Genomic DNA, 23,077 nt, shown 5'->3' on the forward strand with positions numbered 1-23,077 from the left:
CGCCCGATCAGGGCGCGCGCTTTGCATACCGCTGCGCGATCACGCCGCAGACGATCAGCTGGATCTGGTGGTAGATCATCACCGGCAGCACGATCGCGCCGAGGCTGCCACCGGCAAACAGCACCTTGGCGATCGGCACGCCGGTGGCCAGGCTCTTCTTCGAGCCGCAGAACACGATGGCGATCTCGTCCTCGCGGTTGAAGCGCAGGCGGCGGGCGATGAAGGTGATCAGCGGCATGGCGATGCCCAGCAGCACGGCGGCCACGACCGCCACCGCGAACAGCGACAACAACGGCGTCTTGCTCCACAGCCCTTCAGTGACCGCTTCGCCGAACGCCGAATACACCACCAGCAGAATGGTGGCCTGGTCGGTGTAGCGCAGCAGCGCACGCTGCCGCTCCACCCAGCCGGCGATCCACGGCCGCAGCAGGTGGCCGGCCACGAACGGCACCAGCAGCTGCAGCATGATGCCGCCGATGGCATGCAGCGGGTCGTGCACGCCGCCGGATGTACCGGCCAGTGCGGTCAGCAGCAGGGGTGTGAGGAACACGCCGAGGATGCTCGACAGCGAGGCGCTGCACACCGCTGCGGGCACGTTGCCGCGCGCCATCGAGGTGAAGGCGATGGACGACTGCACGGTGGACGGCAGCGTGCACAGGAACAGCACGCCCAGGTACAGCTCCGGGGTCAGCAGCCAGCCCGACAGCGGCTTGAACAGCAGCCCCAGCAGCGGGAACAGGATGAAGGTGCAGGCCAGGATGGTCAGGTGCAGCCGCCAGTGCAGCATGCCGCCGATGATCGATTCGCGCGGCAGGCGCGCGCCGTGCAGGAAGAACAGCGCGGCGATGGCCACCGTGGTGACGTCGTCGAGGACGATGGCGGCAGCGCCCTTCATCGGCAGCAGCGAGGCCAGCCCGACGGTGCACAGCAGGGCGAGGGTGAAGTTGTCCGGTCGCAGGCGCGACCACCAGCGGGTCATGGTGGGCAGGGTCCTTGGTGCGGTGGAGTCAGGGCGAAGTGGAAGGCGTGGCCAGACGCTGGCGGGTGGCGGCTTCCAGCGACTTCAGGCCGGCACGCTGGCCCAGTTGCAGCGCCTGTTCGGGGCTGGCCTGTTCGTAGCGTGCATTGACCAGGCCGAGCACGGCGCCGGCGCGGTTGCCGGAGGCGCAGTGCAGCAGCACCGGCCCCTGGCTCTGCTGCAGGGCCTGGTGCACGGCACGCACGTTGGCCGCGTCCAGGCCCTCGGCACCGGCCATCGGAATGCGCACGTAGCGCAGGCCCAGTGATTCGGCCTCGCGGGTTTCATCGAAACCACGGTCCTCGCCGGGCTGGCGCAGATCGATCACGGTGCGCACGCCCTGCGCGGCAAGCTCGCGCAGTTGCACGGCGCTGGGCTGGCCGCCGGCATACAGGCCAGGGCGGACTTGGTTGAGCGCCGCGTCTTCGGCCAGTGCGGCCAGCGGCAGGCAGAGCGACAACAACAGCAGGCAGGTCAGGCGCAGCAGCATGGTCTTCTCCGTGAAAACGTCCTGCCGCTACAGGCGCAGTCCGGCGCGGGCCTTGAGCAGCTCGCGCAGTTCGTACTTGTCAGTATCGTCCAGGCCCTGCTGGCGCTGCTTTGCCAACAACTCCTCCAGACGTTGCACCAGCAGCTGTTTCTCCAGCTGGGCCACGGCATCGTGCAGTTCCTGGGTCCACATTGCCTCGTCGCCCGGCATCGTCTGCGCGGCCAGGGTATGCAGGGAGGCCTGTTCCTCGCGGCCGTCGAAGTGCTCCAGCAGGGCGCCGGTGCTGATGTCCGGGCGCTGTTCGACCAGCCCCAGCAGTTCCAGCAGCAGCTCTACGCCCGGCAGGCGCAGGCCCTGGAAGTGGTGCTTGCCACCCAGGGTCAGCGCCAGCGACGGCTGCTGCAGCAGTACGGCAATCGCACCGCGCACCAGGCTGCGCTTGGCCACCGGCTGGATGGAACGCGCCGGCGGCCGTTGCGGCATCGGCGAACGTGCCGCCTGGGCGTTGCCGCCGAGGCCGGTCAGCTGCCCCAGCTGCTGCTTCATCAGATCGCCGAAGGCGCCATCGGGAATCTGCGCCAGCATCGGCTTTGCGCGTTCGGCCAGGCGGGCCTTGCCGTCCAGCGTGCCCAGGTTGATCTCGCGGGTGAGTTCGTCGAAGAAGAACTGCGACAGCGGCGTGGCCTGCTTCAGGCGTTCGTTGAACGCTTCGGCGCCTTCCTTGCGCACGATGGTGTCCGGGTCCTCGCCATCGGGCAGGAACAGGAAGAACGCCTGGCGGCCGTCCTTCATGCGTGGCAGTACCGATTCCAGCGCCTTCCAGCCGGCGCGGCGGCCGGCAGCGTCGCCGTCGAAACAGAAGAACACGTCCGGCGCGTTGCGGAACAGCAGCTCGGCATGGTCCGGCGTGGTCGCGGTGCCCAGCGTGGCCACCGCCTGGGTGACGCCGAACTGGAACAGCGAAACCACGTCCATGTAGCCCTCGACCACGATCAGCCGCTCGATCTTCTGATTGGCCTGGCGCACCTGCCACAGGCCGTACAGTTCGCGGCCCTTGTGGAACAGCGCGGTCTCGGGCGAGTTGAGGTACTTGGGGCCGTCGTCCTTCTCGAACACGCGACCACCGAAGGCGATCACCCGGCCCCGGCGGTCGAAGATCGGGAACATCACCCGGTCGCGGAACTTGTCGTAGACGTGGCCGCGATCGTTCTTGGAGAACAGGCCGGCGCGGTCGAGCAGCTTCATGCGCCGCTCGTCCTTGCCCAGGGCATCGCGCAGGCCGCTGTAGCCATCGGGTGCGTAGCCGATCTGGAAGCGCGCGCGGTTGTCCTCGTCGACGCCACGACCATCGAGATAACTGCGCGCCTTGTCGCTGCCTTCCAGGTTCTTCTGGAAGAATTTGGTGGCCGCATCCAGCGCCGAGTACAGCTCGCGGCTGTCGTCCTGCTGCTGCGGGCTGCGCGGGTTCTCGTTGCGCGGTACGTCCATGCCGGCGCGCTTGGCCAGCTCATCCACCGCATCGAGGAACTCGAGGCGGTCGTAGTTCATCAGGAAGCTGATCGCGGTGCCGTGCGCGCCGCAACCGAAGCAGTGATAGAACTGCTTGGTGGGCGAGACCGTGAACGAGGCCGAGCGCTCGTCATGGAACGGGCAGCGCGCCGCGTACTCCTTGCCCTGGCGCTTCAACGGCACGCGGCTGCCCACCACCTCGACGATGTCGGTGCGGGCCAGCAGGTCGTCGATGAAAGCGTCGGGGATACGGGCCATGGGCAACAGGGCAGGGCGCAGCCGGCAGGCCGCGCAGAAGGGAAGGCAGGTTCCCTAGTCTACTCGCTGGTGGCCGCCGGGCCCGCTTCTTCGGTGGTGTCCCCGCCCTTGGCCAGCTGCGCCCGGGCGTACAGGCGTTCGTCGATCACCGCGGTCATCAGCGCACCGACGAAGAACACCGCAGTGGCGTAGTAGATCCAGACCAGCGAGATCACCAGCGCGCCCATCGAGCCGTAGGCGCTGCCCGGGGCCACGGTGGCGATGTAGACGCCGATGCCATAGCGGCCCAGCGCGAACAGTGCCGAGGTGATGGCGCCGCCGATGAAGGCCTGGCGCCAGGCCACGCGGCGGTCGGGCAGGTAGTGGTAGAGGAAGGCGAAGGCCAGCGTGTACAGCAGCAACGAGGTGAGGTAGCCGATGGCCGGCAGCACCGAGGGCAGCTGTGCGAACACCACCTGCAGCGCGGTGGTGGCGGTCATCGACAGGATCAGCAGGAAGCCCAGCGCCAGCACCACGCCGAAGGAGAACACGCGCTTGCGCAGCCAGGCCTTGATGCCATCCAGGCGCTGGCCGCTGGTGTGGAAGATGCGGTTCAGCGCGTTCTGCAGCTGGGCGAACACCGCGGTGGCACCGACAAACAGCAGCAGCGTGCTCCACAGCCCGGCCAGCGAGCCCATGCTGGGCTGGCTGTTGGCGTTGTGCAGCACGGTGTCGGCGACGCTGGCCACGCTGCTGCCGGCCACCGAGCCGATCTGGCCGATCAGTGCCTGTTGCGCCGGCGGGTACAGCGAGGCGGTCAGCCACAGCAGCAGCACCAGCAGTGGGGCCATCGACAGCAGGGCGTAGAAGGAGACCGAGGCGGCCTGGGTCAGCACGTCGATCTCGACGAAGCGCTTGGCCACGGCCATCGGGAAGCTGTCCTGCAGCTTTCCCAGGCGAGATCGGACGGCAGGCAGAAAGGCGTGGGGATGCGGCATCGAAGCAGGAGAAGGCAGGTGGATGATGCTTTTTCTAGCAAATCAGGGCGTTGGGTTGGGTGAAGTGCCTATTCAGACGTTGTGCCGTACAGCGTCCGCGCTATCCTTCTGCCCGACCGTGGGTGCGCAGGGGGCTGCCGCCACGGTATCCGGGGCCGGCTGCCGATGCGCAGGGCCGCGACATTCCAATTTCTCTGCAAAAGGACGCGTTATGAAAGGGATGGTCTACACCACGATGGTGTTGCTGGCGACGGTGAGCGGCTCGGCGACCGCCGCCTCGGCTGCCTGCGAGAAGGCATTCAAGACGGTAGGCGATCCGCGCAACGGCGCGATGTACATGGCCGATGTGACGGTGCCGGGGTTGAAGGTGCAGAGCGCACTGGACCAGCTGCGGCAGATCGGTGCCGAGGACCAGTTCGAGATCGGTGGCCAGCTGGTGGAAGGCAACACCGGCAACCAGTACCTGATCCAGACCAAGGGCCTGCGTACGCCGCTGGTGCTGATCGGTACCGCCGACCATACCGGCCGGGTGACCCTGGCGACCAAGCTGGCGCGTGGCCAGACGATCGGCCAGGACGAGGCGCGGCAGTCGATGTGCGCGATGCTGGACAAGCTGAAGGGCGGCAGCCAGGGTGAGGCGCTTGCCGCCGCGGCGCGCGCGAAGCAGCCGATGCCTGCGCTGGAAGACGTGGCCGCACCGGACCTGTCCAAGAAAATGGGCAAGGAAGTGCGCTCCACGATGGCCGCCTACAATGCCGCCGGCAGCTTCAAGGACCTGATGCTGGGTACCACCACCAACAAGGAAGACCTGGGCGATCGTTCGGCCACCTTCCTGCCGCTGTATGCGAAGTACATCGGCCGCCGGTACCGCATCGACGGGCAGATCTATACCGTCAACCGGAACAGCTACTCCACCCGCCCGGGCGAGGTGGGATCGATCAACTACCTGGTGACGCCGGAACGCGGCCTGCTGCGGATCCGCCAGAACGACACCTTCAACAACAACAACTACACCATCCGCTGCGAGTTCGCGCCGGACCAGGCGGCCAACTTCAGCGTGCTGCGTGAGCGTGACTGGGCCAAGCTGGAAGGTGAGGTCAGTTCGATCGAAGGCAGCTCGATGACCCTGCGCAACTGCCGCCAGGCGTAAGCGGCAGCGCCCCTGCCTGCAGTAATGACAAGGCCCGCATAGCGCGGGCCTTGTCGTATGCAGCGGGCGGTGCGGTGATCAGCCGGCCAGGGCCTGCTTGACCAGCTTGGACACCAGGGCCATGTCGGCCTGGCCGGCCAGCTTGGGCTTCAGTGCGCCCATCAGCTTGCCCATGTCGGCCGCGCCGGTGGCGCCGGTCTCGGCGATGGCAGCCTGGATGGCGGCCACGATCTCGGCTTCGCCCATCTTGGCCGGCAGGTAGGCTTCGATGACCACGATCTCGGCACGTTCGATCTCGGCCAGGTCTTCGCGCTGGGCCGCTTCGTACTGGCTGACCGAGTCCTTGCGCTGCTTGACCATCTTGTCGAGCACGGCGATCACCGCGGTGTCATCCAGCTCGATGCGCTCGTCCACTTCGCGCTGCTTGATGGCGGCATTGATCAGGCGGATCACGCCCAGCTTGTGCTTCTCGCCCGCCTTCATGGCGGCCTTCATGTCGTCGGTGAGCTGCTGCTTCATGCTCATGAGGAACCTCGTGGTGGTGGTGGGGCGGGGCGGATGCCCGAACCCGGAAACGCAAAAAGCCGGCGACGCTCGCGCGTGCCGGCTTCGGCTTCACCGCGGAAGGACAAGCCTGCCGCAATGAAGATGCGTCCGATCAGTACAGGCGCTGACGCTTGGTGACGTCGCGCGACGAGCGGCGCAGCTGACGCTTCACAGCAGCGGCGGCCTTGCGCTTGCGCTCCTGGGTCGGCTTTTCGTAGAACTCGCGCTTGCGGGTTTCGGCCAGCACACCGGCCTTTTCGCAAGTGCGCTTGAAGCGGCGAAGAGCAAACTCGAAGGGCTCGTTCTCGCGGACTTTGACGCTGGGCATGGAATCTCCGGGACACAGTAGAACCGGGTCACGCCCGGCGAGCCGCACATTATAGCGGCGAATAGACAAACTGCAAGCGGCCAACCCTGAATACGGGCCGGAAGTTCGAAAGCAGTGAGATCTGCACATCCCCCGAGGGGGCGGCAGGGGCGTCATAATAGCAGGCATGCGAGTCCTTGGCATCGAATCTTCCTGTGATGAGACCGGCGTGGCGGTGTATGACACCGACCTGGCCGGCAGCGCGGCCCTGCGCGCCCATGCGGTCTACAGCCAGATCGCCCTGCACGCCGAGTACGGCGGTGTGGTGCCCGAGCTGGCCAGCCGCGACCACGTCCGCAAGCTGCTGCCGCTGGTGCGCCAGACCCTTGCCGAAGCGGGCCTGGGTGTGGGCGACATCGACGGCGTGGCCTACACGGCCGGCCCCGGCCTGGTCGGCGCCCTGCTGGTGGGTGCCGGCGTGGCCCGCTCGCTGGCCTGGGCGCTGGAGGTGCCGGCGGTGGGCGTCCACCATATGGAAGGCCATCTGCTGGCCCCGCTGATGGAAGATGACCCGCCGCAGGCGCCGTTCGTGGCACTGCTGGTCTCCGGCGGCCATACCCAGCTGGTGGCGGTCGATGCCATCGGCCAGTACCGCCTGTTGGGCGAAACCCTGGACGACGCGGCTGGCGAAGCCTTCGACAAGACCGCCAAGCTGATGGGCCTGCCGTACCCGGGCGGCCCGCAGCTGGCCAAGCTGGCCGAGCAGGGCACGCCGGGCGCGTACCGCTTCGCGCGGCCGATGACCGACCGCCCGGGGCTGGATTTCAGCTTCTCCGGCCTGAAGACCCAGGTCCTGATGGCCTGGCGCGACAGCGACCAGAGCGAGCAGACCCGCGCCGACATCGCGCGTGGCTTTGAAGATGCGGTGGTCGAGACCCTGTCGATCAAGTGCGAGCGCGCGCTGGAAGCGGCCGGGACCAATGTGATCGTGGTGGCCGGCGGTGTCGGCGCCAACAAGCGCCTGCGCGCGCGCCTGCAGCAGATGGCCGAACGTCTTGGCGGCCGTGCCTGCTTCCCGCGGCCGGCGCTGTGCACCGACAACGGCGCGATGATCGCCTTCGCCGGCGCGCTGCGCCTGCAGGCCGGCCAGCACAGCCCGCCGAAGGTGGATGTGACCCCGCGCTGGGACATGGCGACCCTGCCGGCGGTGTGATCCGCTGTCTGTAGCGTCGAGCTTGCTCGACTGTTCCAGGCAACAACAGTCGAGCAAGCTCGACGCTACAAAGGCGGTGAGGCAGTCGAGCAAGCTCGACGCTACGGGCGGGCACCCAACGGCGACGCCGCCAACACCGTCGTCGCCCGCTCGTGCCGCTGCAGCCACCCCAGCGTATGCGGGCAGCGTGCATGGATCAGCCGCCCGATCGCGGCCAGGTCTGCGCCGATGTCGCGCTCCAGGATGGGTTCGTGGTGGGCGATGCGGTTGCGCAGGTGGCGGATGCGTCCAATGTCTGCGTGGATGGCTTTCCTGATGACACTGGGATGCGCCGAAGGCGCATGACGTAGAACCCCGCCGAGTGCAGGTATCCACAATGTGGCGTCGAAGCGGCAGGTGAAGAGCTGCTGCCAGAAGACCATCGGCAGGTTGGCGACGACTTCGGAGGCCTCTGTTGCGCGGCTGGCGACCTGCTCCAGCGCGATTCTCGCCGAGGTGGATGAAGCGGCGGGCAACCTGCGCCGCAAGGCTTCATTCCACGGCCATCGCGGGCCGTGCTGTCGGGCCAGGACCGACGCCGCTGCGTTGCGAATGACCACTTCGCACAGATGCACCGGCATCATGAGTGCACCGCACATCCGCATGTTCCACACGTACAGGCATTCGGCAGTGACGTCAGCGTTGCAGGTTGATGCGATTCTCTCGTAGGTCGACAGTCGCTCCGCCGACAACGCGCGCCTCAATGCATCGTATGCAGCCATGGTGATGTGTGGTGAGGGAGGGAAGCGGGATGTTGCCGAGGGGCCGAGCCGGTCACCATCAGGAAACATCCTTGTGTACGTGGGCTGTTTCCCGCGTTTCAGCCGGGGCGGGAACACGGATCTGCGTTGTCGTGATTGGCCTTGACCCGCCGGTTGGTCACTGACTAGTCTGGGCACCTGCGCCACCGGGACTCGCGGCTTGAGAAAGCTCCCCCCGGGGACAAACGGTAATACCAAAGGGCCCCGCTAGCAGGGCCCTTTGTCTTTTCCGGGCCCGCCCCATGCGGGACGCCCACCGCCCGTTCCGGGCAGGGTCACCGCCGTGCCGTTACCATGGCCGCCTGTATTGGCGCTGGTAACCGCAATGGACAAGGTTTTCATCGAGGGGCTGACGATCGACGCCCTGATCGGTATCTACGATTGGGAACGACGGATCCGCCAGGACCTGGTGTTCGATCTGGAAATGGGCTTCGACAACCGTCGCCCCGCGGCTACCGACGACATCGCCCACACCCTGAACTACAAGGCGGTGAGCAAGCGCCTGGAGCAGTTCGTGCGTGAATCGGAGTTCGGCCTGGTCGAGACCCTGGCCGAGCGTTGCGCGCAGATCGTGCTGGACGAGTTCGATGTGAAGTGGCTGCGCCTGAAGCTGAGCAAGCCCGGTGCGGTGCGTGGCGCGCGCGCAGTGGGCGTGATCATCGAGCGCACGCGCGACTGACCCGGTAAACCCGGCCTCAGGCCGGAAACCCGGTAGTGCCGGCCGCCGGCCGGCAACCTTGGCAACAACGAAACAGACAGGAGACAACCGATGGTGGACGCGGTGGTGGCGGTACAGTGGCTGGAAAAGCTGCAGAACACACTGGAACCCTATCCTGGCGCCTACCTGGCGTTGATGATCACGGCGCTGTTGATCGCCGCCGGCCTGGCCAACTGGGTGACCAAGCGCATCCTGCTGCGCGGGCTGCGGCGCCTGCTCAGCCGGCTGCCGGGCGCCGACACCGGCCGCGGCAGCCATCTGATGCGGGTGATCTCGCGCCTGTCCAATGTGGTGCCCAGCCAGGTGATCGCCTCGGGTATCCGCATCGTGCCGGACCTGCCGCCGGGGCTGGTCAGTTTCATCATCGGCGCCTGCCAGGCCTGGGCGATCCTGACCGTGGTGCTGGCGATCTCGCATGCACTGGATGCGGCCAACGACCTGTACGAGCGTCGCCCCGAAGCGCGCAACAAGCCGATCAAGGGCTACCTGCAGGTCGCCAAGATCGTCATCTTCGTGATCGCCGGCCTGTCGATCGTTGCCACCCTGGCCGGTGTCGACCTGCGCTATCTGGTCACCGGCCTGGGCGCCGCCACCGCAGTGCTGATGCTGATCTTCCAGGACACCATCCTGTCGCTGGTGGCCAGCGTGCAGATCAGCGGCGATGGCCGCGTGCGCATCGGCGACTGGATCGAGATGCCCAGCCAGAACGCCGATGGCGATGTCATCGACATCGCGTTGCACACCGTCACCGTGCAGAACTTCGACAAGACCATCACCACCATCCCGACCAAGAAGCTGGTGACCGAGTCGTTCAAGAACTGGCGCGGCATGCAGGAAGCCGGTGGCCGCCGCATCAAGCGCGCGCTGTACCTGGACCAGCACAGCGTCGGCTTCCTGGATGAGGGCGACCTGGCCTTCCTCGGCCAGTTCGCGCTGCTGGGCGACTACCTGCGTGAGAAGGAACAGGAACTGGGGCAGTGGAACGGGCGCCTGCGCGAGCAGGGCGTGGCCGAGGTCAACAGCCGCCGGGTGACCAACCTGGGCACCTTCCGCGCTTACGTCGAGCGCTACCTGCGCAGCCATCCGGGCATCCACACCGACATGACCCTGCTGGTACGGCAGCTGCAGCCGACCACCGAGGGCCTGCCGCTGGAGCTGTACTGCTTCACCCGCAGCACCGCCTGGGGCGAGTACGAGGCGGTGCAGTCGGACATCTTCGACCACCTGCTGGCGATCCTGCCGGCCTTCGGGCTGCGGGTGTTCCAGGCCTCCAGCGACGCCATGTTGATGGCCGGGCAGCGCCAGTTGGCCGGCTCGGAGTAAGCTGCGAGGCCTCCGGCCGGACCGTACGGATCCGGCTGGAGGTTGAAACTGAACGACGAAACCTCTCGCCAAATGGCTCCGGATCGCTAGAATGCCGGGCTTGTAAACGTTTTCATCAAGGACTGCTGGTGGCCTCCGATCGCATCGAATCCCTCATTGCCCAGATGACCGTCGAGGAAAAGGTCGGCCAGCTGGGTGTCTTCGCGGACATGGTCCGCCCGTTCGCCCCGGACGTGAACCCGGAAGCCAACGTGCGCAATGCCGACCAGGTGCTGCAGCAGGTGCGCGAGGGCAAGGTCGGCTCGCTGTTCAACGGTGTCGGCGCCGAGCTGGGCCGTCGCATCCAGCAGGTCGCCACCGAGGAAAGCCGGCTGGGCATCCCGGTGATCCTGGCCGCCGACGTCATCCACGGCATGCGCACCGTGTTCCCGATTCCGCTGGGCGAGGCCGCCAGCTTCGAACCGGACCTGGCCGAACGCACCGCGCGCGCCACCGCCGTCGAAGCCACCGCCGCCGGCCTGCACTGGACCTATGCGCCGGCCGTGGATATCGCCCGTGACCAGCGCTGGGGCCGTGGCGCCGAAGGTGCCGGTGAGGACGTGGTGCTGGGCTGTGCGTTCGCCGCCGCCCGCGTGCGCGGCTTCCAGGGCAGCGACCTGCGCGCCGCCGATTCGCTGCTGGCCACGCCCAAGCACTTCGCTGCCTATGGCGCGGTGATGGCCGGCATGGAATACAACATGGTGGACATCTCGCCGCAGACCCTGCGCGACGTGCACCTGCCGCCGTTCAAGGCCGCCTTCGACGCCGGTGCGATCACCGTGATGTCCTCGTTCAACGACATCAACGGTGTGCCGGCCAGCGCCAACGCCGAACTGCTGACCGACATCCTGCGCGGTGAGTGGAAGTTCCCGGGCGTGGTGATCTCCGATTACACCGCCGACATGGAACTGGTTGCGCACGGCTATGCGGCTGACGATCGCGATGCCACCGCCAAGGCGTTCACCGCCGGCCTGGACCTGAGCATGCAGAGCGGCTTCTACGCCGAGCACCTGCCGGGCCTGGTCGAGAGCGGCGAGGTGCCGATGGCGGTGCTGGATGAAGGCGTGCGCCGCATCCTGTGGCTGAAGGAAACCATTGGCCTGTTCGACGACCCGTACCGCTCGCTGGACCCGGCGCGCGAAGCCGATACCTCGCACATCGCCGCGCATGACGCACTGTCGCGCGACGCTGCACGCCGTTCTATCGTGCTGCTGAACAACCGCGACAACGTGCTGCCGTTGCAGAAGACCGGGCAGAAGATCGCGCTGATCGGCCCGTTCGTGCAGGACCGCGAGAACATCGAAGGCTGCTGGACGCTGTTCGGTGACAAGCAGCGTTATGTGGACCTGGAAACCGGCGTGCGTGCCGCTATTGGCGACGAAGCGCTGCTGGAGATCGTGCCGGGCTGTGATCTGGAAAACGCGATTCCGGGTGGCACCGAAGCGGCTGTGGCCGCCGCGCTGCGCGCCGACGTGGTGGTGCTGGCGCTGGGAGAACCGCAGCGTTACAGCGGTGAGGCGCAGTCGCGCGTGGAGATCACCCTGCCGCCGGCGCAGCAGGCGCTGGCCGAGGCGGTGGCGATGACCGGCAAGCCGCTCGTGGTGCTGCTGCGCAACGGTCGCGCGCTGGCCCTGCAGGGCGCGGTGCGCAACGCGCACGCCGTGGCCGTCACCTGGTACCTGGGCACGCAGACCGGCCATGCCGTGGCCGATGTGCTGTTCGGTGATTACAGCCCGTCCGGGCGCCTGCCGGTCAGCTTCCCGCAGGTGTCCGGCCAGCAGCCGTACTTCTACAACCACCCGCGCACCGGCCGCCCGGAACTGCCGACCATGTCGGAGTTCAAGGCACGTTGGCGCGAGATTCCCAACGAGCCGCTGTACCCGTTCGGCCATGGCATCGGCTACACCACCTTTGCCTACGGCGTGCCGCAGCCCAGTGCGGCCCAGCTCGGCTGGGATGACACCCTGACCCTCACCACCACGCTGACCAACCGCGGCGATGTGGCCGGCGAGGAAGTGGTGCAGCTGTACATCCACGACCGCGTGGCCAGCCGCGTGCGTCCGGTGCGCGAGTTGAAGGACTTCCGCAAGGTGGCCCTGCAGCCGGGCGAATCCACCGAGGTGGTGTTCACCCTGACCCGCGAGCAGCTGGCCTTCACCGGTCGTGACGGCGTGCTGCGCGCCGAGCCGGGTGTGTTCGACGTGTGGGTGTGCGCCTCGTCGGCCGCCGGTGAAGCGGTGCAGTTCGAGCTGCTGAAGGGCTGATTGCGCGCTCATCCACGCATGGCGTGGATCTACTGCAAGCGGTAGCGCCGGGCCATGCCCGGCGTTGCCTTGCTCACGATGCACGAACACGCCGGGCGTGGCCCGGCGCTACCATCGGGCTTTCGATCCGATGGAGTCCGCGTATGCGCACGATTGCCGTGTTGATTCCCACCCTGATGCTGGCCGCCTGTTCGCAGCCGGCACCGCCGGCCGCGCCTGCTGCGGATGCACCGCCGCCGATGGAGGCCAGTGCCCCGGCAACGCCTGCAGCACCTGCCGCTGAACCCGCGACCTCCACACCTGCCGCGCCCGCAGTGGAGGCGCCTGCCGAAGATGCACGTGCGCGTATCGACGCCGTGCTCGGCGATGCCGCGCAGTACGAGAAGGTGTTCAACGCATTCAAGACCGCCGTGGTCGGCGGTGACCGCGCCGCCGTCGTCGAGCAGGTGCGCTTCCCGCTGAACATCGCCGATGGGAAGAAGATCACCGGCCCGGGTGAGTTTCAGCGCAACTACGAGAAGATCATCACCCCGGCCGTGGTCAAGGCGGTGTCCGAACAGGACTTCGGCAAGGTCTTCGCCAACCAGCAGGGCGTGATGATCGGTGATGGCCAGGTATGGTTGAACGGGCAGTGCCTGGACCAGGCCTGCACGAAGACCGAAGTGAAGGTCATCACCATCCAATGAATGCAGACGGCCCCGCGTGCGGGGCCGTTGCGGAGAAGCGTGCCGGCCAGCGGCCGGCGCTACCTCAGGCTTTCGGCGTCAGCTTCAGCAGGCGTGCCTTGCTGCCGTCTTCCAGCAGCCACAGCGCGCCATCCGGGCCCTGTTCCACTTCGCGGATGCGCTCGCCCATGTTGAAGCGTTCGGCTTCGCGCGCACTGTCGCCGTCGAAGGCCACGCGCACCAGCGAGGTCGACGACAGCCCGCCGATGAAGCCGCTGCCCTTCCACTGCGGGAACAGGGCGCCGCTGTAGATCACGAAGCCGGCCGGCGAGATCACCGGCGTCCAGGTCACCTTCGGCGCGGCGAATTCCGGGCGGGTGCTGTGGTCGGGAATCGGGCGGCCGTCGTAGTGGTCGCCATTGGAAACCACAGGGTAGCCGTAGTTGGCGCCGCGCACGATCAGGTTCAGTTCGTCGCCGCCGGCCGGGCCCATCTCATGCGCCCACAGCTTGCCGTTGGCATCGAAGGCCATGCCGAGGATGTTGCGATGGCCCAGCGACCAGACCTGCGCGGCCACGCCGCCCTGCGAGGCGAACGGGTTGTCGGCCGGCAGGCTGCCATCGTCGTTGAGGCGCACGATCTTGCCGAGGTTGCCGCCCATGTCCTGCGCCGGATCGAACTTCTGCCGTTCGCTGGAGCTGATCCACAGCTTGCCGTCCGGGCCGAAGGCGAGGCGGTGGCCGTAGTGGCCTTCGCCACTGACCTTGGGGCTCTGCCGCCAGATCACCTTCAGGTCCTTGAGCTGGCCAGCGCCGCTCGCGTCCAACGCCAGCGTCGCGCGGGCCACGGCGGCACCGCGGGTGTCCAGCGTGCCTTCCTCGGCGTAGCTGAGGTAAACAACATGATTCCGGGCGAAGTCGGGGTGCAGGATGATGTCGCCAAAGCCCCCCTGACCACCGTAGGCCACCTTGGGAACGCCGGTGATCTCGTGCTTCTGGCCGCTGGCCAGGTCCAGATGCTGCAGCTTGCCGCGCTTCTCGGTGACCAGCAGGCTGCCGTCAGGCAGGAAGGTCATCGCCCACGGCTGGTCGAAACGGCTGACTTCGGTGGCGGTGAACGGGCGCTGGTCGGCGGCGGTGGAGGCTGCGGGCGCGGCGGCCTGGGCGCCGTTGGCGGCCGGGTCGGCGGCGTTGCAGGCGGAGGTGGCGAGGATCGGCACCAGGCCGAGGGCGAGCAGCAGGGAGGGGCGGGTCATGGGTATCTCCAGGGCGGGGATGCGGATGGCCGGGCTGTCCCTTGTACACCACCCGGCGTGTGACCGTCGTGGCCCGAAGGTCCTGCAACCCCTGTGCGAGGGCGGCGGGATCGTCTAGGGTGTTGGCGCCCGGGCAAAGCGTGCCCGTCTGCCTGCCAAGGATCTGCAATGAACACTGCCATGCCGCACAAGCCGTCCACCGCCTTCATCGCCGCCTCCTGGGTTGCCCTGCTGCTGGGCGCGGCGGCCTACCTGATCGGCCTGTTCAACGCCGCGATGGCGCTCAACGAGAAGGGCTACTACCTGACCCTGCTGCTGTTCGGCCTGTTCGCAGCGGTATCGCTGCAGAAGAGCGTGCGCGACCGCGTCGAGGGCATTCCGGTGAGCGCCCTGTACTACGCGCTGTGCTGGTTCGCGCTGCTGTCGGCGTTGATGCTGCTGCTGGTCGGGTTGTGGAACGCCACTCTGGCTCCCAGCGAGAAGGGCTTCTACGGCATGGCCTACGCGCTGTCGCTGTTCGGCGCGGTGGCGGTGCAGAAGAACACTCGCGACCTGATCGCCGCTGGCGGTGGGCAGAGCAAGCGCAGCGCGATCGTGCCGCCGTTGCCGGAACAGGAGTGACTCCGTAGAGCCGAGCCCGTGCTCGGCTCTTCTGCCGCACCTGTAGCGTCGAGCCATGCTCGACTCCCAGCCGAGCATGGGCTCGGCTCTACAGGGGCATGGCGTTATCGCTTCAACCGCGGATCGGCCAGCTGCGCGTCTTCCCAGCCGCGGCGTACCGCATTGCGTGCCTGTGCCCACTCAAGGCGGCTGTGGCCACGCTCGTTGGCCCAGCGCGATTCCAGCTCGGCTTCCACCTGTTCGTAGGCGCGGATCATGTCCTGCGCGCGGGCCGCGTGGCCGATCCGGTAGGCCGGTTCGTAATCCTCGAAGAACAGCTGGTCGTCGTAGTACGGCTCGGCGCTGTAGCGCTCGCGCCAGTAGTTGCTGACCGCATCACGCGGCGTGCTGTCATCCGGTACGCGGCCGGGAATCTGGTACTCGGTCATGGAAGGCTCCGTTGTGTACGAAGCCTGATCGTGCCTGCGTGGCGGTTAACGGCCCGGTCCGACAGCGTGATCACCAGATCAATCCGCCGGGCATGGCCCGGCGCTACCGGTCACCCGGCGTCGGCATCCTTGCGCGGCAGCTTGTAGATCACCGCGCCGATGGCAAATGCCACCAGCGCAGCGGCGATGTTCTGCCAGCTGGCACTGGCGAACAGCGCCACGCACAGCAGCAGTGCCAGCACCGGAATCAGCGGCCCACCGGGCAGCTTCAATGCGCCCGGCCGATCGGCGTAGCGCTTGGCCAGCACCAGCACCGCAGCGGCGGTACCGATGTAGGCGAACAGGCGCGTGGTCATCGACAGCAACGCCAGCTGCACGAACGAGCCGGACAGGGCCAGGCCGAGCGCGATCAGGCCCTGGCACAGGATCGATGCGGCCGGGGTGTGGAAGCGCGGATGCACCTGCGCCAGGATCTTCGGGCCGTAGCCATCGCGTGCCAGTGCAAACAGGAAGCGCGGGCCCATCATCATCGTGTTGCTGTTGGTGCCGAGGATGGAGATGGTGGCACCGACCGTCAGGATCAGCGCCAATGCTTCGCCACCGAAGCCGGCGGCGGCATCGGCCAGCGGCGTGGCCGAGCTGGCAAGGCCGGCCAGCGTACCCTGTGCCACCACCTGCACCGCGCCATAGATGACGGTGACGGTGATGATCATGGTGATCAGTGCGAACGGAATATCGCGACGCGGGTTGCGGTATTCACCGGCGGCCGCAGGAATGTTTTCGAAGCCGGCGTAGGCGTACAGCAACAACAGCGCAGCCTCGCCCATGCGTTGCAGGTCATGCGGGTCCGGGCGCTGGCCGGAGAACGCCAGTTGCGGGTCGATGTAGAACGCGCCGATGGCCACGAACAGCAGCAGCGGCAGCATCTTGCCGATCACCAGCACCACGCCGGTACGCGCGGCCGAGCGCACGCCGATGATGTTGATGCCGGTGAGGAAGCCCAGCGACACCACGATCACCGCGATGCGGCCCAGGCCAGCGCCGGCCCACGGCCAGAAACGCGCAACTGCATCGGCCAGCGCGTTGCTGAGCGCAGCGGCCGAGCTGATGCGGGTCAGCCAGATCATCCAGCCGATCTCGAACCCGGCGAAGCGCCCGAACGCCTCACGGGCGTACAGGTAGCTGCCGCCGGGCTCATCGAAGTAGCTGGCGGCCTGCGCGTAGCACAGTACCAGCAGGGCCACGACGATGCCGGCGGCAACCACGCCCCACAGGCTGAACGGGCCGAGCAGGGCGACGGTGGCGGCCGGCAGCAGGTAGATGCCGCTGCCGATCACATCGTTGATCGACAGGCCGACGATCTGCCAGCGGCTGACCGCGCGCTGCAGCTGTGGTTCGTCCTGCGCGCTCAACGGGCGTCTCCGGCCAGCGCGGGCAGCTGCCACTGCGCCTGCAGCCGCGTGTACTCGGCGCGCGGCAGCAGCACGAAGCGCGGCGCATCCTGCGGCCGCAGCCAGTCCAGCAGCGCCTGCATGCGCGCCTGCGGCATCGCGGTGCAGCCGGCGGTGGCCTCACCGGGTTGGCGCCACAGGTGGGCGAAGATGCAGCTGCCCTTGCCAGGCTGGTTGTCCGGGTTGTGGGCGATCACGAAGCCTTCCTGGTAACGGACGTCGCCCTTGTTGTGCAGGTCCAGCCGCATCGGCTCGGTGGAACCTGCCACGGCTGCCTTGCCCACCTTCTTCGCGTCGACGATGCGGTTGTAGAACGGCGAGGCCGGCACATCCATGCAGTAGCTGCTGTCGAGCATCGGCTGGTAGGCCATCGCGGTGCCGGGGCGGGTGACCGCATAGCCGAACGCGCTGCCGAGTGCGAACACGCCGGCCGGGCTGCGGCCATCGCCTTCGTGCTTCTGGGGGCCCTCGGCCTGCGCCGGATGCAGGCCCAGGCCCCAGGCGCTGCCGGTGCGGCCCAGCGCCACCGGAAATGCCTGGCCATGCCGGCGCCAGCCCTTGCCGTCGCGCACGTAGGCTTGCAACTGGCCCTGGGTGCTGTCCCAGCCGTCGCTGGTGACCACGATCAACTGGCGCGCGCCGTCCAGCGGTGCGGCGTGGACGGACAGCGAGCCGGCAAGCAGCAGGGCTGTCGTGGCGAGGCGGACCAGCGATTTCATCAACGTGCGCTCCGGTCAGGAATCCAGCAGGTGGTCGATCCGCTCCAGGTTCACCGCCAGCTGCTGCTGGCGGTCCGGATTGGCGTGGCAGAGCAGCACGAACAGGAAATCGAGCAGGGCGTGCATGGCGCTACGGTACAGCAGCTGCGCCACCTGCGGCGCGCGATCGTGCGCGCAGACCACCAGTGCCGCATCCGCATGCGCGCGCAGCGGGTTGGCGGTGTGGCGGGTGATCGAAATCACCTTGCCACCCATGTCCTGGAACTGCCGCGACAACTGCGAAAGCTGCGGCAGGTTGCCGAATTCGGAGAACACCAGCAGCGCATCGCCGGGGCGCGCGGCCGACAGGTTGGCCAGCATCAGGATCGGATCGGTATGCGGCACCACCAGCAGGCCGAGCAGCGACAGCCGCATGGCGAACTCGCGCGCGAACAGGCCGTCATCGCCCAGGCCATGGACGAACAGCTTCGGCGCGCCATCGAGCAGCTGCACGATGCGCTCGATTTCTTCGCGCGGATTGGCCTGGCGGGTTTCCTCTTCGGCCTGCGCCTTGCTGCGGCGCAGGGCGTCGCCCAGGCGCAGGTAGTCATCGCCGCTGTCGGGTTCGCGGGGTGCCTGTTGTGGATCGGCACCGGCGCGGGCGACATCCTGGCCGATGGAATACTTCAGATCCGGGTAGCCCTTGAAGCCGAGCTTCTGGCTGAACTTGACCACGCTGGACTGGCTGATGCCCAGCGCGCTGGCCAGTTGCTGGGAGGAGTAGTCGCGCAGCAGGTGGGCGTTGTCGAGGATGAAGTCGGCGATGCGGCGTTCGATGGCCGACATCTGCCCGCGCTCGGAACGGATCTTCAGCAGGGGCGGCATGCGGGGCGTCCGGGCATGGATAGGCGCGTTGCGGTTGGTCGCGTAGAGCAGATTATGTGGTGGGTCGGGCGGGTGGGGTTTGCAGGGGACGCCGTGAATCCGTCCATGGAGGCTTGGCCGCGCCATCCATGGCGCGGACACCCCTGCAAATCCCACCCGCCCGACCCCGGACAGATCGCGCGCGTGCCAGCCGCGAAGAGGATACGGGGTGGGGCAAAAGCAAGAGCATCCACGCATGGCGTGGATCTACGGTTCAACCCAGCATCTCCAGCCCGCGCACTTCGGTGATGCCCAGCCCCGGCACATCGCTGATGCTGATCTCCGATTCGTTGAAGTGCACGCCGCCGCTGACCGGGTCGAACTGGCCCAGCGACGGGCCATCCAGGTCGACCTTGGTGATCACATCGCTCTTGGCCACCGCCAGGTGCACGGCGGCGGCGACGCTGATGCTGGATTCGATCATGCAGCCGATCATGCACGGCACGCCGTAGATGCCGGCGATGTCGGCAATGCGGATCGCGTTGGACAGGCCGCCGGTCTTCATCAGCTTGATGTTGATGATGTCGGCAGCGCGCTGCTGGATCAGGTCCATCACCTGGCTCGGGCTGAACACGCTTTCGTCAGCCATCACCGGTGTATTGACCCGGTCGGTGACGTACTTCAGGCCGCTGATGTCGGCGGCCTTCACCGGCTGCTCCAGCAGCTCCAGCACCACGCCGGCTTCTTCCAGAGTGCGCATGGCATGCACCGCCTGCTTGGCGGTCCAGCCCTGGTTGGCGTCCAGGCGCAGCAGGGCGCGGCCTTCGACGGCGGCATGGATCGCCTTGACCCGTTCGATGTCCAGGCCGATGTCCTTGCCGACCTTGATCTTCAGCGACTCGAAACCGCGGTCGATCGCCGACAGCGAATCGGCCACCATCTTGTCGATGTAGTCCACGCTGATGGTGATGTCGGTGGTGATCACCGGGTCGCCGCCGCCGAGCATCTGGTACAACGGCGCACCATGCAGCTGCGCCCACAGGTCGTACAGCGCAATCTCCACTGCCGCCTTGGCGCTGGTGTTGCGCTCCATCGCGCCCTGCACCAGACCGCACAGGCGGTTGAGGTTGACCACGTCCTGGCCGATCAGGCGCGGGGCGATGAAATGGCGGATCGCTTCGATGATCGAGCCGTGCGTATCGCCGGTGATCACCGCCGTGGCCGGGGCTTCGCCATAGCCGGTGTGGCCGCTATCGGTGCGGATCAGCACCACCACGTCTTCCACGGTCTCCACCGTGCGCAGGGCGGTCTTGAACGGTGTCTTCAGCGGCACGCGCAGCATGCCCAGTTCGATGGCAGTGATCTTCATTCAGGAGTCTTGGCGCGCAGGCGCTGGATGTTGGTGATGCGGTCGATGTAGCGGACGGTATCGCTGGCCATCATCGGCTCCAGCGGCGTCACCGAAACGCCATTGAGGTGGGCCTGCACGCGTTTGCCGTCGGCACCGGACCAGCTGCCGCCCGCGGTATCGTGGATGACCCAGGTGCGGCCGTCGACGTGGCCGATGGCCATCATCACGTGGCCGGGTATGTAGACCAGATCGCCCACCCGGAGATCGGTCACAGCACGGTCACGCGCGGCCTTTGTGTCCTTGTCGGTGAACGGCAGGCGGTCCAGCGCCGGGCTGATGGCCTGCGCGCTGGTATTGCGCGGCAGCAGCACGCCGAAGCTGCGGTAGATCTCGGAAACGAATCCGCTGCAGTCGCGGGTGTCGTAGTCGTGGCCCCAGCCGTAACGCTCGCCGAGGAACTTGAAGGCCTGCTGCAGCAGCAGTCGCGGGGTCAGTGGCAGGTAATCGGCCGCGGTGTCCTGCGAACGCGGCAGCAGGGCCGGCACCAGCTTCAGGCGACCATCGGCCTCGCGCACCGGCAGCTGTACCACCCACGAGGCATGCGCCTGTTGGCCGTTCACTGCTTCGGCAGCGGGCCAGTCGGCCAGCACCGGCAGTCGCACGCCCATGTCCAGCTGCAGGCGCGAGACGCGCGGTTCCTCCGGGGTGTAGGCGGTCTGCGCGGTGGCGCCGGTGACAACGCGGTACGGGCCCTTCGTGCCATAGCCGAGCACCGTGGCCTTGTCGCCGCCGGCGATGGCGTCGGCCTCGATCCACGCGCTGTAGCGCTCGCTGTGCACGAACAGCCAGCGGCCATCGGCACTGCGATGGACCACCGCCACCTTGTCGCCGGGGAACAGTGCCGACTCCTGGAAGCGGTCGATGTCGGTGTCACCGGCAGTGCTGAAGACGCGCTCGCGGGTGGGGAAGGTGCGCAGCGCCGCGCGCTTCACCACCAGGCCGTAGGCGGGTGCGACGTGTGCGGGAATCGCATCGAGGCCGAGGTTGGCTTCGATGCCACTGCGCAGCGCAGGCGCGATGGCCTGGCCCCGCTCGTTGAACAGTGCACGCCCGGGCCAGCGCGACAATGCGCTGATGCTGGCTCGTACCTGCGCGGCATCGAGCTGTGCGGGCAGCGCGGCGATGTCCTGGATGTGGCTGTCCTGCGCGCGCATCCGCGCGTTCTGCGCATCGATCTGCGCGCGGTCCAGGATCGGCGCATCGGCGTTGTCCAGCCGGGCCGCCCAGTACTGCGGAGTCAGGTAGGCCTCGTGCAGGCCGATCACATACGGCAGCGGCGCGCCAGGATCGGGTGCCGGTGCGGCCGGTGCAAAGGCCGGTGCGGCCAGCAGGCACGCGGCCAGGGACAACCGGCGCGGCCATCGCCACTGCCGTTGCGGTTCGCGGGAAGCCAGGATCATGCGCAGCACACCCTCCTCGAATGCCTTTTGGAATATTTATTCCTTTCGGCATAGAAAGCAAGAATAAATTATTGACCGGCATCCCGGCCCGTGTTACACAGCCATTACCACCCGCGCTGGGGAAGTGTCGCTGTGGATCCTGCCGTTCGCAAACCGCGTCTGCCTGCTGCTGCCGGCCTGTGTGCCGCGCTGCTGCTGTGGGCGTGGTCGGCGGGAGCGGAGCCGCCGCCCTCGGCCGTCCGGTTTGCGCGCGTCGTGCAGATGATCGACGCGGGACGGTTCTTTGAAGCTCACAGCGAACTGAACACCTGGTCGGCCGCCGACGCGGCGGAGCCTGGCGTCAGTTTCGACGACATCGCGTTCCAGGAAGAACGCATGCGCCGCATCCGCCTGGATTTCAGCCTCGACGAAACCGCGGCCAAGGCCGCTGTGCGGCGCTGGATTCCCAACCTGACCGACGAAGAATTCGCGCGCTGGGACCAGCTCGGCCTGATCGAGCATCTCGATATCGATGGCGAGCGTTGGTACTTCAAGCGCGCACCGTCGAACCTGTTCCTGCTCAGCGACGAAGCACGCGCACGCCGCCGCGCGGATGCGCCGATGCCACCTCCGGGGCCCAACGAAGTGCTCAACGCACACCACGCGCGCGTGGTTGCCGCGGCCGAACAGCGTGGCCGGGCGTCGGTGCTGCCGCAGCGCATCGAATTCACCCAATCGCTCACGGTGAAGGCCGATGCGGTGCCGGCCGGCGAGACCGTACGTGCCTGGATTCCGTACCCGCGCGAGATCCCGGGCCAGCAGGAGCAGGTGCAGTGGCTGGGCAGCAGCCCGGGCAAGGCGCGGGTGGCACCGGCCAGCACCCTGCAACGCACGGCCTATCTGGAAACCAAAGCGGTGGCCGGGCAGCCAACCCGTTTCGAGGTCCGCTACGCGGTCACGATCTTCGCCCGGCATACCGCGATCGATCCGGCCAAGGTGCAACCGACCCCGGTCGATCCGGCCTTGAAGCCCTATCTGGCCGAGCAGTTGCCACATGTGCGCTTCACCCCTGCGCTGAAGCTGTTCTCCGACCAGGTGCTGCAGGGCGAGACGCGCCCGTATGAAGTGGTCCGCAAGCTGTTTGCTGCGGTCGACCGCATTCCCTGGGCCGGTGCACGCGAATATTCCACGATCAGCAACATCAGCGACTACGCGCTGCGTGCCGGCCATGCCGACTGCGGTCAGCAGACCCTGCTGCTGATCGCGCTGCTGCGCCTGAACGGCATTCCCGCGCGCTGGCAGTCGGGCATGGTGTTCTCCGGCGATGGCAGTGGTTACAACAACCTGCATGACTGGGGGCAGGTCTACCTGGCGCCGTATGGCTGGCTGCCAATGGACGTGACCACCGGCGCTCTGGCCAGCGACGTGCCCGCACTGCGCGATTTCTACCTGGGTGGCCTCGACGGCTACCGCATCGCCTTCAACGATGATTTCGGCCAGCCCTTCGTGCCGGCCAAACAGCACTACCGCTCGGAAACGGTCGACTCGCAGCGTGGCGAGGCCGAGTGGGCAGGCGACAACCTGTACTTCGACCAATGGAGCTACGACTTCCAGTGGCGGGTACTGCCAGCCGGGCAACGCTAGCGCGACACATCGCATTCCACACCATTCAATTCTTGCAGGAGAGAGCAGG

At 67.3% G+C, this 23,077-nt stretch carries 22 protein-coding genes; 8 read left to right on the forward strand and 14 right to left on the reverse strand.

From position 1 onward, the window contains the following. Positions 1 to 7 precede the first annotated feature (7 nt). From C9412_RS13550 to C9412_RS13565, 4 genes are read right to left on the reverse strand one after another with little or no spacing between them, the layout of a single operon-like run. The gene (locus C9412_RS13550; protein WP_107232110.1) at positions 8 to 979 is read right to left on the reverse strand and encodes a bile acid:sodium symporter family protein; all 972 of its coding nucleotides are present in this window, start codon (positions 977 to 979) and stop codon (positions 8 to 10) included. A 28-nt stretch (positions 980 to 1,007) separates the two neighbouring features. Further along, the gene (locus tag C9412_RS13555; RefSeq protein ID WP_107232111.1) at positions 1,008 to 1,508 is read right to left on the reverse strand and encodes a protein tyrosine phosphatase family protein; all 501 of its coding nucleotides are present in this window, start codon (positions 1,506 to 1,508) and stop codon (positions 1,008 to 1,010) included. 27 nt (positions 1,509 to 1,535) lie between these two features. Beyond that, complete coding sequence (gene dnaG / locus C9412_RS13560) at positions 1,536 to 3,275, reverse strand: DNA primase (protein ID WP_107232112.1); 1,740 nt, start codon at positions 3,273 to 3,275, stop codon at positions 1,536 to 1,538. 59 nt (positions 3,276 to 3,334) lie between these two features. Beyond that, positions 3,335 to 4,252 (reverse strand): YihY/virulence factor BrkB family protein, encoded by a 918-nt coding sequence (locus C9412_RS13565; protein WP_008265392.1) that lies wholly within the window; start codon positions 4,250 to 4,252, stop codon positions 3,335 to 3,337. Between the two features lie 211 nt (positions 4,253 to 4,463). Between C9412_RS13565 and C9412_RS13570 the strand changes: the two genes are divergently transcribed. Beyond that, a complete protein-coding gene (locus C9412_RS13570; protein WP_258190229.1) occupies positions 4,464 to 5,402 on the forward strand; it encodes a hypothetical protein in 939 nt (312 codons plus the stop codon). 78 nt (positions 5,403 to 5,480) lie between these two features. Here the strand turns inward: C9412_RS13570 and C9412_RS13575 are convergent, their stop codons facing one another. Together C9412_RS13575 and rpsU are read right to left on the reverse strand one after the other, a co-directional pair. Next, entirely contained in the window at positions 5,481 to 5,927 is a 447-nt protein-coding gene (locus C9412_RS13575) for a GatB/YqeY domain-containing protein (protein WP_107232114.1), read from the reverse strand. Positions 5,928 to 6,060: 133 nt separating this feature from the next. After that, a complete protein-coding gene (rpsU, locus tag C9412_RS13580; protein WP_002808376.1) occupies positions 6,061 to 6,276 on the reverse strand; it encodes a 30S ribosomal protein S21 in 216 nt (71 codons plus the stop codon). Positions 6,277 to 6,442: 166 nt separating this feature from the next. Between rpsU and tsaD the strand changes: the two genes are divergently transcribed. After that, positions 6,443 to 7,468 carry a tRNA (adenosine(37)-N6)-threonylcarbamoyltransferase complex transferase subunit TsaD gene (gene tsaD / locus C9412_RS13585; protein WP_107232115.1) on the forward strand — a complete coding sequence of 342 codons (1,026 nt, stop codon included), beginning with the start codon at positions 6,443 to 6,445 and terminating at the stop codon, positions 7,466 to 7,468. A 101-nt stretch (positions 7,469 to 7,569) separates the two neighbouring features. Here the strand turns inward: tsaD and C9412_RS13590 are convergent, their stop codons facing one another. Next, complete coding sequence (locus tag C9412_RS13590) at positions 7,570 to 8,229, reverse strand: hypothetical protein (protein WP_107232116.1); 660 nt, start codon at positions 8,227 to 8,229, stop codon at positions 7,570 to 7,572. A gap of 364 nt (positions 8,230 to 8,593) precedes the next feature. Between C9412_RS13590 and folB the strand changes: the two genes are divergently transcribed. The 4 genes from folB (at position 8,594) to C9412_RS13615 (ending at position 13,298) form a co-directional block, all read left to right on the forward strand. Continuing rightward, complete coding sequence (folB, locus tag C9412_RS13595; RefSeq protein ID WP_005407807.1) at positions 8,594 to 8,947, forward strand: dihydroneopterin aldolase; 354 nt, start codon at positions 8,594 to 8,596, stop codon at positions 8,945 to 8,947. A 90-nt stretch (positions 8,948 to 9,037) separates the two neighbouring features. Next, a complete protein-coding gene (locus C9412_RS13600) occupies positions 9,038 to 10,309 on the forward strand; it encodes a mechanosensitive ion channel domain-containing protein (RefSeq protein ID WP_107232117.1) in 1,272 nt (423 codons plus the stop codon). A 128-nt stretch (positions 10,310 to 10,437) separates the two neighbouring features. Beyond that, complete coding sequence (locus C9412_RS13605) at positions 10,438 to 12,612, forward strand: glycoside hydrolase family 3 N-terminal domain-containing protein (RefSeq protein WP_107232118.1); 2,175 nt, start codon at positions 10,438 to 10,440, stop codon at positions 12,610 to 12,612. Between the two features lie 143 nt (positions 12,613 to 12,755). Further along, a complete protein-coding gene (locus C9412_RS13615; RefSeq protein ID WP_181358644.1) occupies positions 12,756 to 13,298 on the forward strand; it encodes a hypothetical protein in 543 nt (180 codons plus the stop codon). 64 nt (positions 13,299 to 13,362) lie between these two features. Here C9412_RS13615 and C9412_RS13620 read toward each other — a convergent pair whose 3' ends face one another. Continuing rightward, positions 13,363 to 14,532, reverse strand: coding sequence for a PQQ-dependent sugar dehydrogenase (locus tag C9412_RS13620; RefSeq protein WP_107232121.1), 1,170 nt, complete (start codon positions 14,530 to 14,532; stop codon positions 13,363 to 13,365). Between the two features lie 168 nt (positions 14,533 to 14,700). Here C9412_RS13620 and yiaA point away from each other — a divergent pair, with 168 nt between their 5' ends. Continuing rightward, on the forward strand, positions 14,701 to 15,153 hold the full coding sequence (yiaA, locus tag C9412_RS13625) for an inner membrane protein YiaA (protein ID WP_107232122.1): 453 nt from the start codon (positions 14,701 to 14,703) through the stop codon (positions 15,151 to 15,153). A 104-nt stretch (positions 15,154 to 15,257) separates the two neighbouring features. On the opposite strand, the gene C9412_RS13630 is transcribed toward yiaA, so the two are convergent. The 6 genes from C9412_RS13630 to C9412_RS13655 form a co-directional block, all read right to left on the reverse strand. Beyond that, a complete protein-coding gene (locus C9412_RS13630) occupies positions 15,258 to 15,581 on the reverse strand; it encodes a hypothetical protein (protein WP_107232123.1) in 324 nt (107 codons plus the stop codon). 110 nt (positions 15,582 to 15,691) lie between these two features. Next, positions 15,692 to 16,993 (reverse strand): amino acid permease, encoded by a 1,302-nt coding sequence (locus tag C9412_RS13635; protein WP_107232124.1) that lies wholly within the window; start codon positions 16,991 to 16,993, stop codon positions 15,692 to 15,694. Further along, the gene (locus C9412_RS13640; RefSeq protein WP_107232125.1) at positions 16,990 to 17,751 is read right to left on the reverse strand and encodes a L,D-transpeptidase family protein; all 762 of its coding nucleotides are present in this window, start codon (positions 17,749 to 17,751) and stop codon (positions 16,990 to 16,992) included. The genes C9412_RS13635 and C9412_RS13640 overlap by 4 nt, the downstream gene beginning before the upstream one ends. Positions 17,752 to 17,766: 15 nt before the next feature. After that, on the reverse strand, positions 17,767 to 18,615 hold the full coding sequence (locus tag C9412_RS13645; RefSeq protein ID WP_107232126.1) for a MurR/RpiR family transcriptional regulator: 849 nt from the start codon (positions 18,613 to 18,615) through the stop codon (positions 17,767 to 17,769). A gap of 253 nt (positions 18,616 to 18,868) precedes the next feature. Then, positions 18,869 to 19,963 (reverse strand): dipeptide epimerase, encoded by a 1,095-nt coding sequence (locus C9412_RS13650; protein ID WP_107232127.1) that lies wholly within the window; start codon positions 19,961 to 19,963, stop codon positions 18,869 to 18,871. Continuing rightward, positions 19,960 to 21,405: an SH3 domain-containing protein gene (locus C9412_RS13655; RefSeq protein ID WP_107232288.1), complete on the reverse strand. Its 1,446-nt coding sequence runs from the start codon at positions 21,403 to 21,405 to the stop codon at positions 19,960 to 19,962. The genes C9412_RS13650 and C9412_RS13655 overlap by 4 nt, the downstream gene beginning before the upstream one ends. 132 nt (positions 21,406 to 21,537) lie before the next feature. Between C9412_RS13655 and C9412_RS13660 the strand changes: the two genes are divergently transcribed. Continuing rightward, entirely contained in the window at positions 21,538 to 23,028 is a 1,491-nt protein-coding gene (locus C9412_RS13660; protein ID WP_107232128.1) for a transglutaminase-like domain-containing protein, read from the forward strand. The last annotated feature ends 49 nt before the right edge of the window (positions 23,029 to 23,077 follow it).

It is taken from the genome of Stenotrophomonas sp. Nf1, from assembly GCF_003028475.1.
GTDB lineage: Bacteria > Pseudomonadota > Gammaproteobacteria > Xanthomonadales > Xanthomonadaceae > Stenotrophomonas.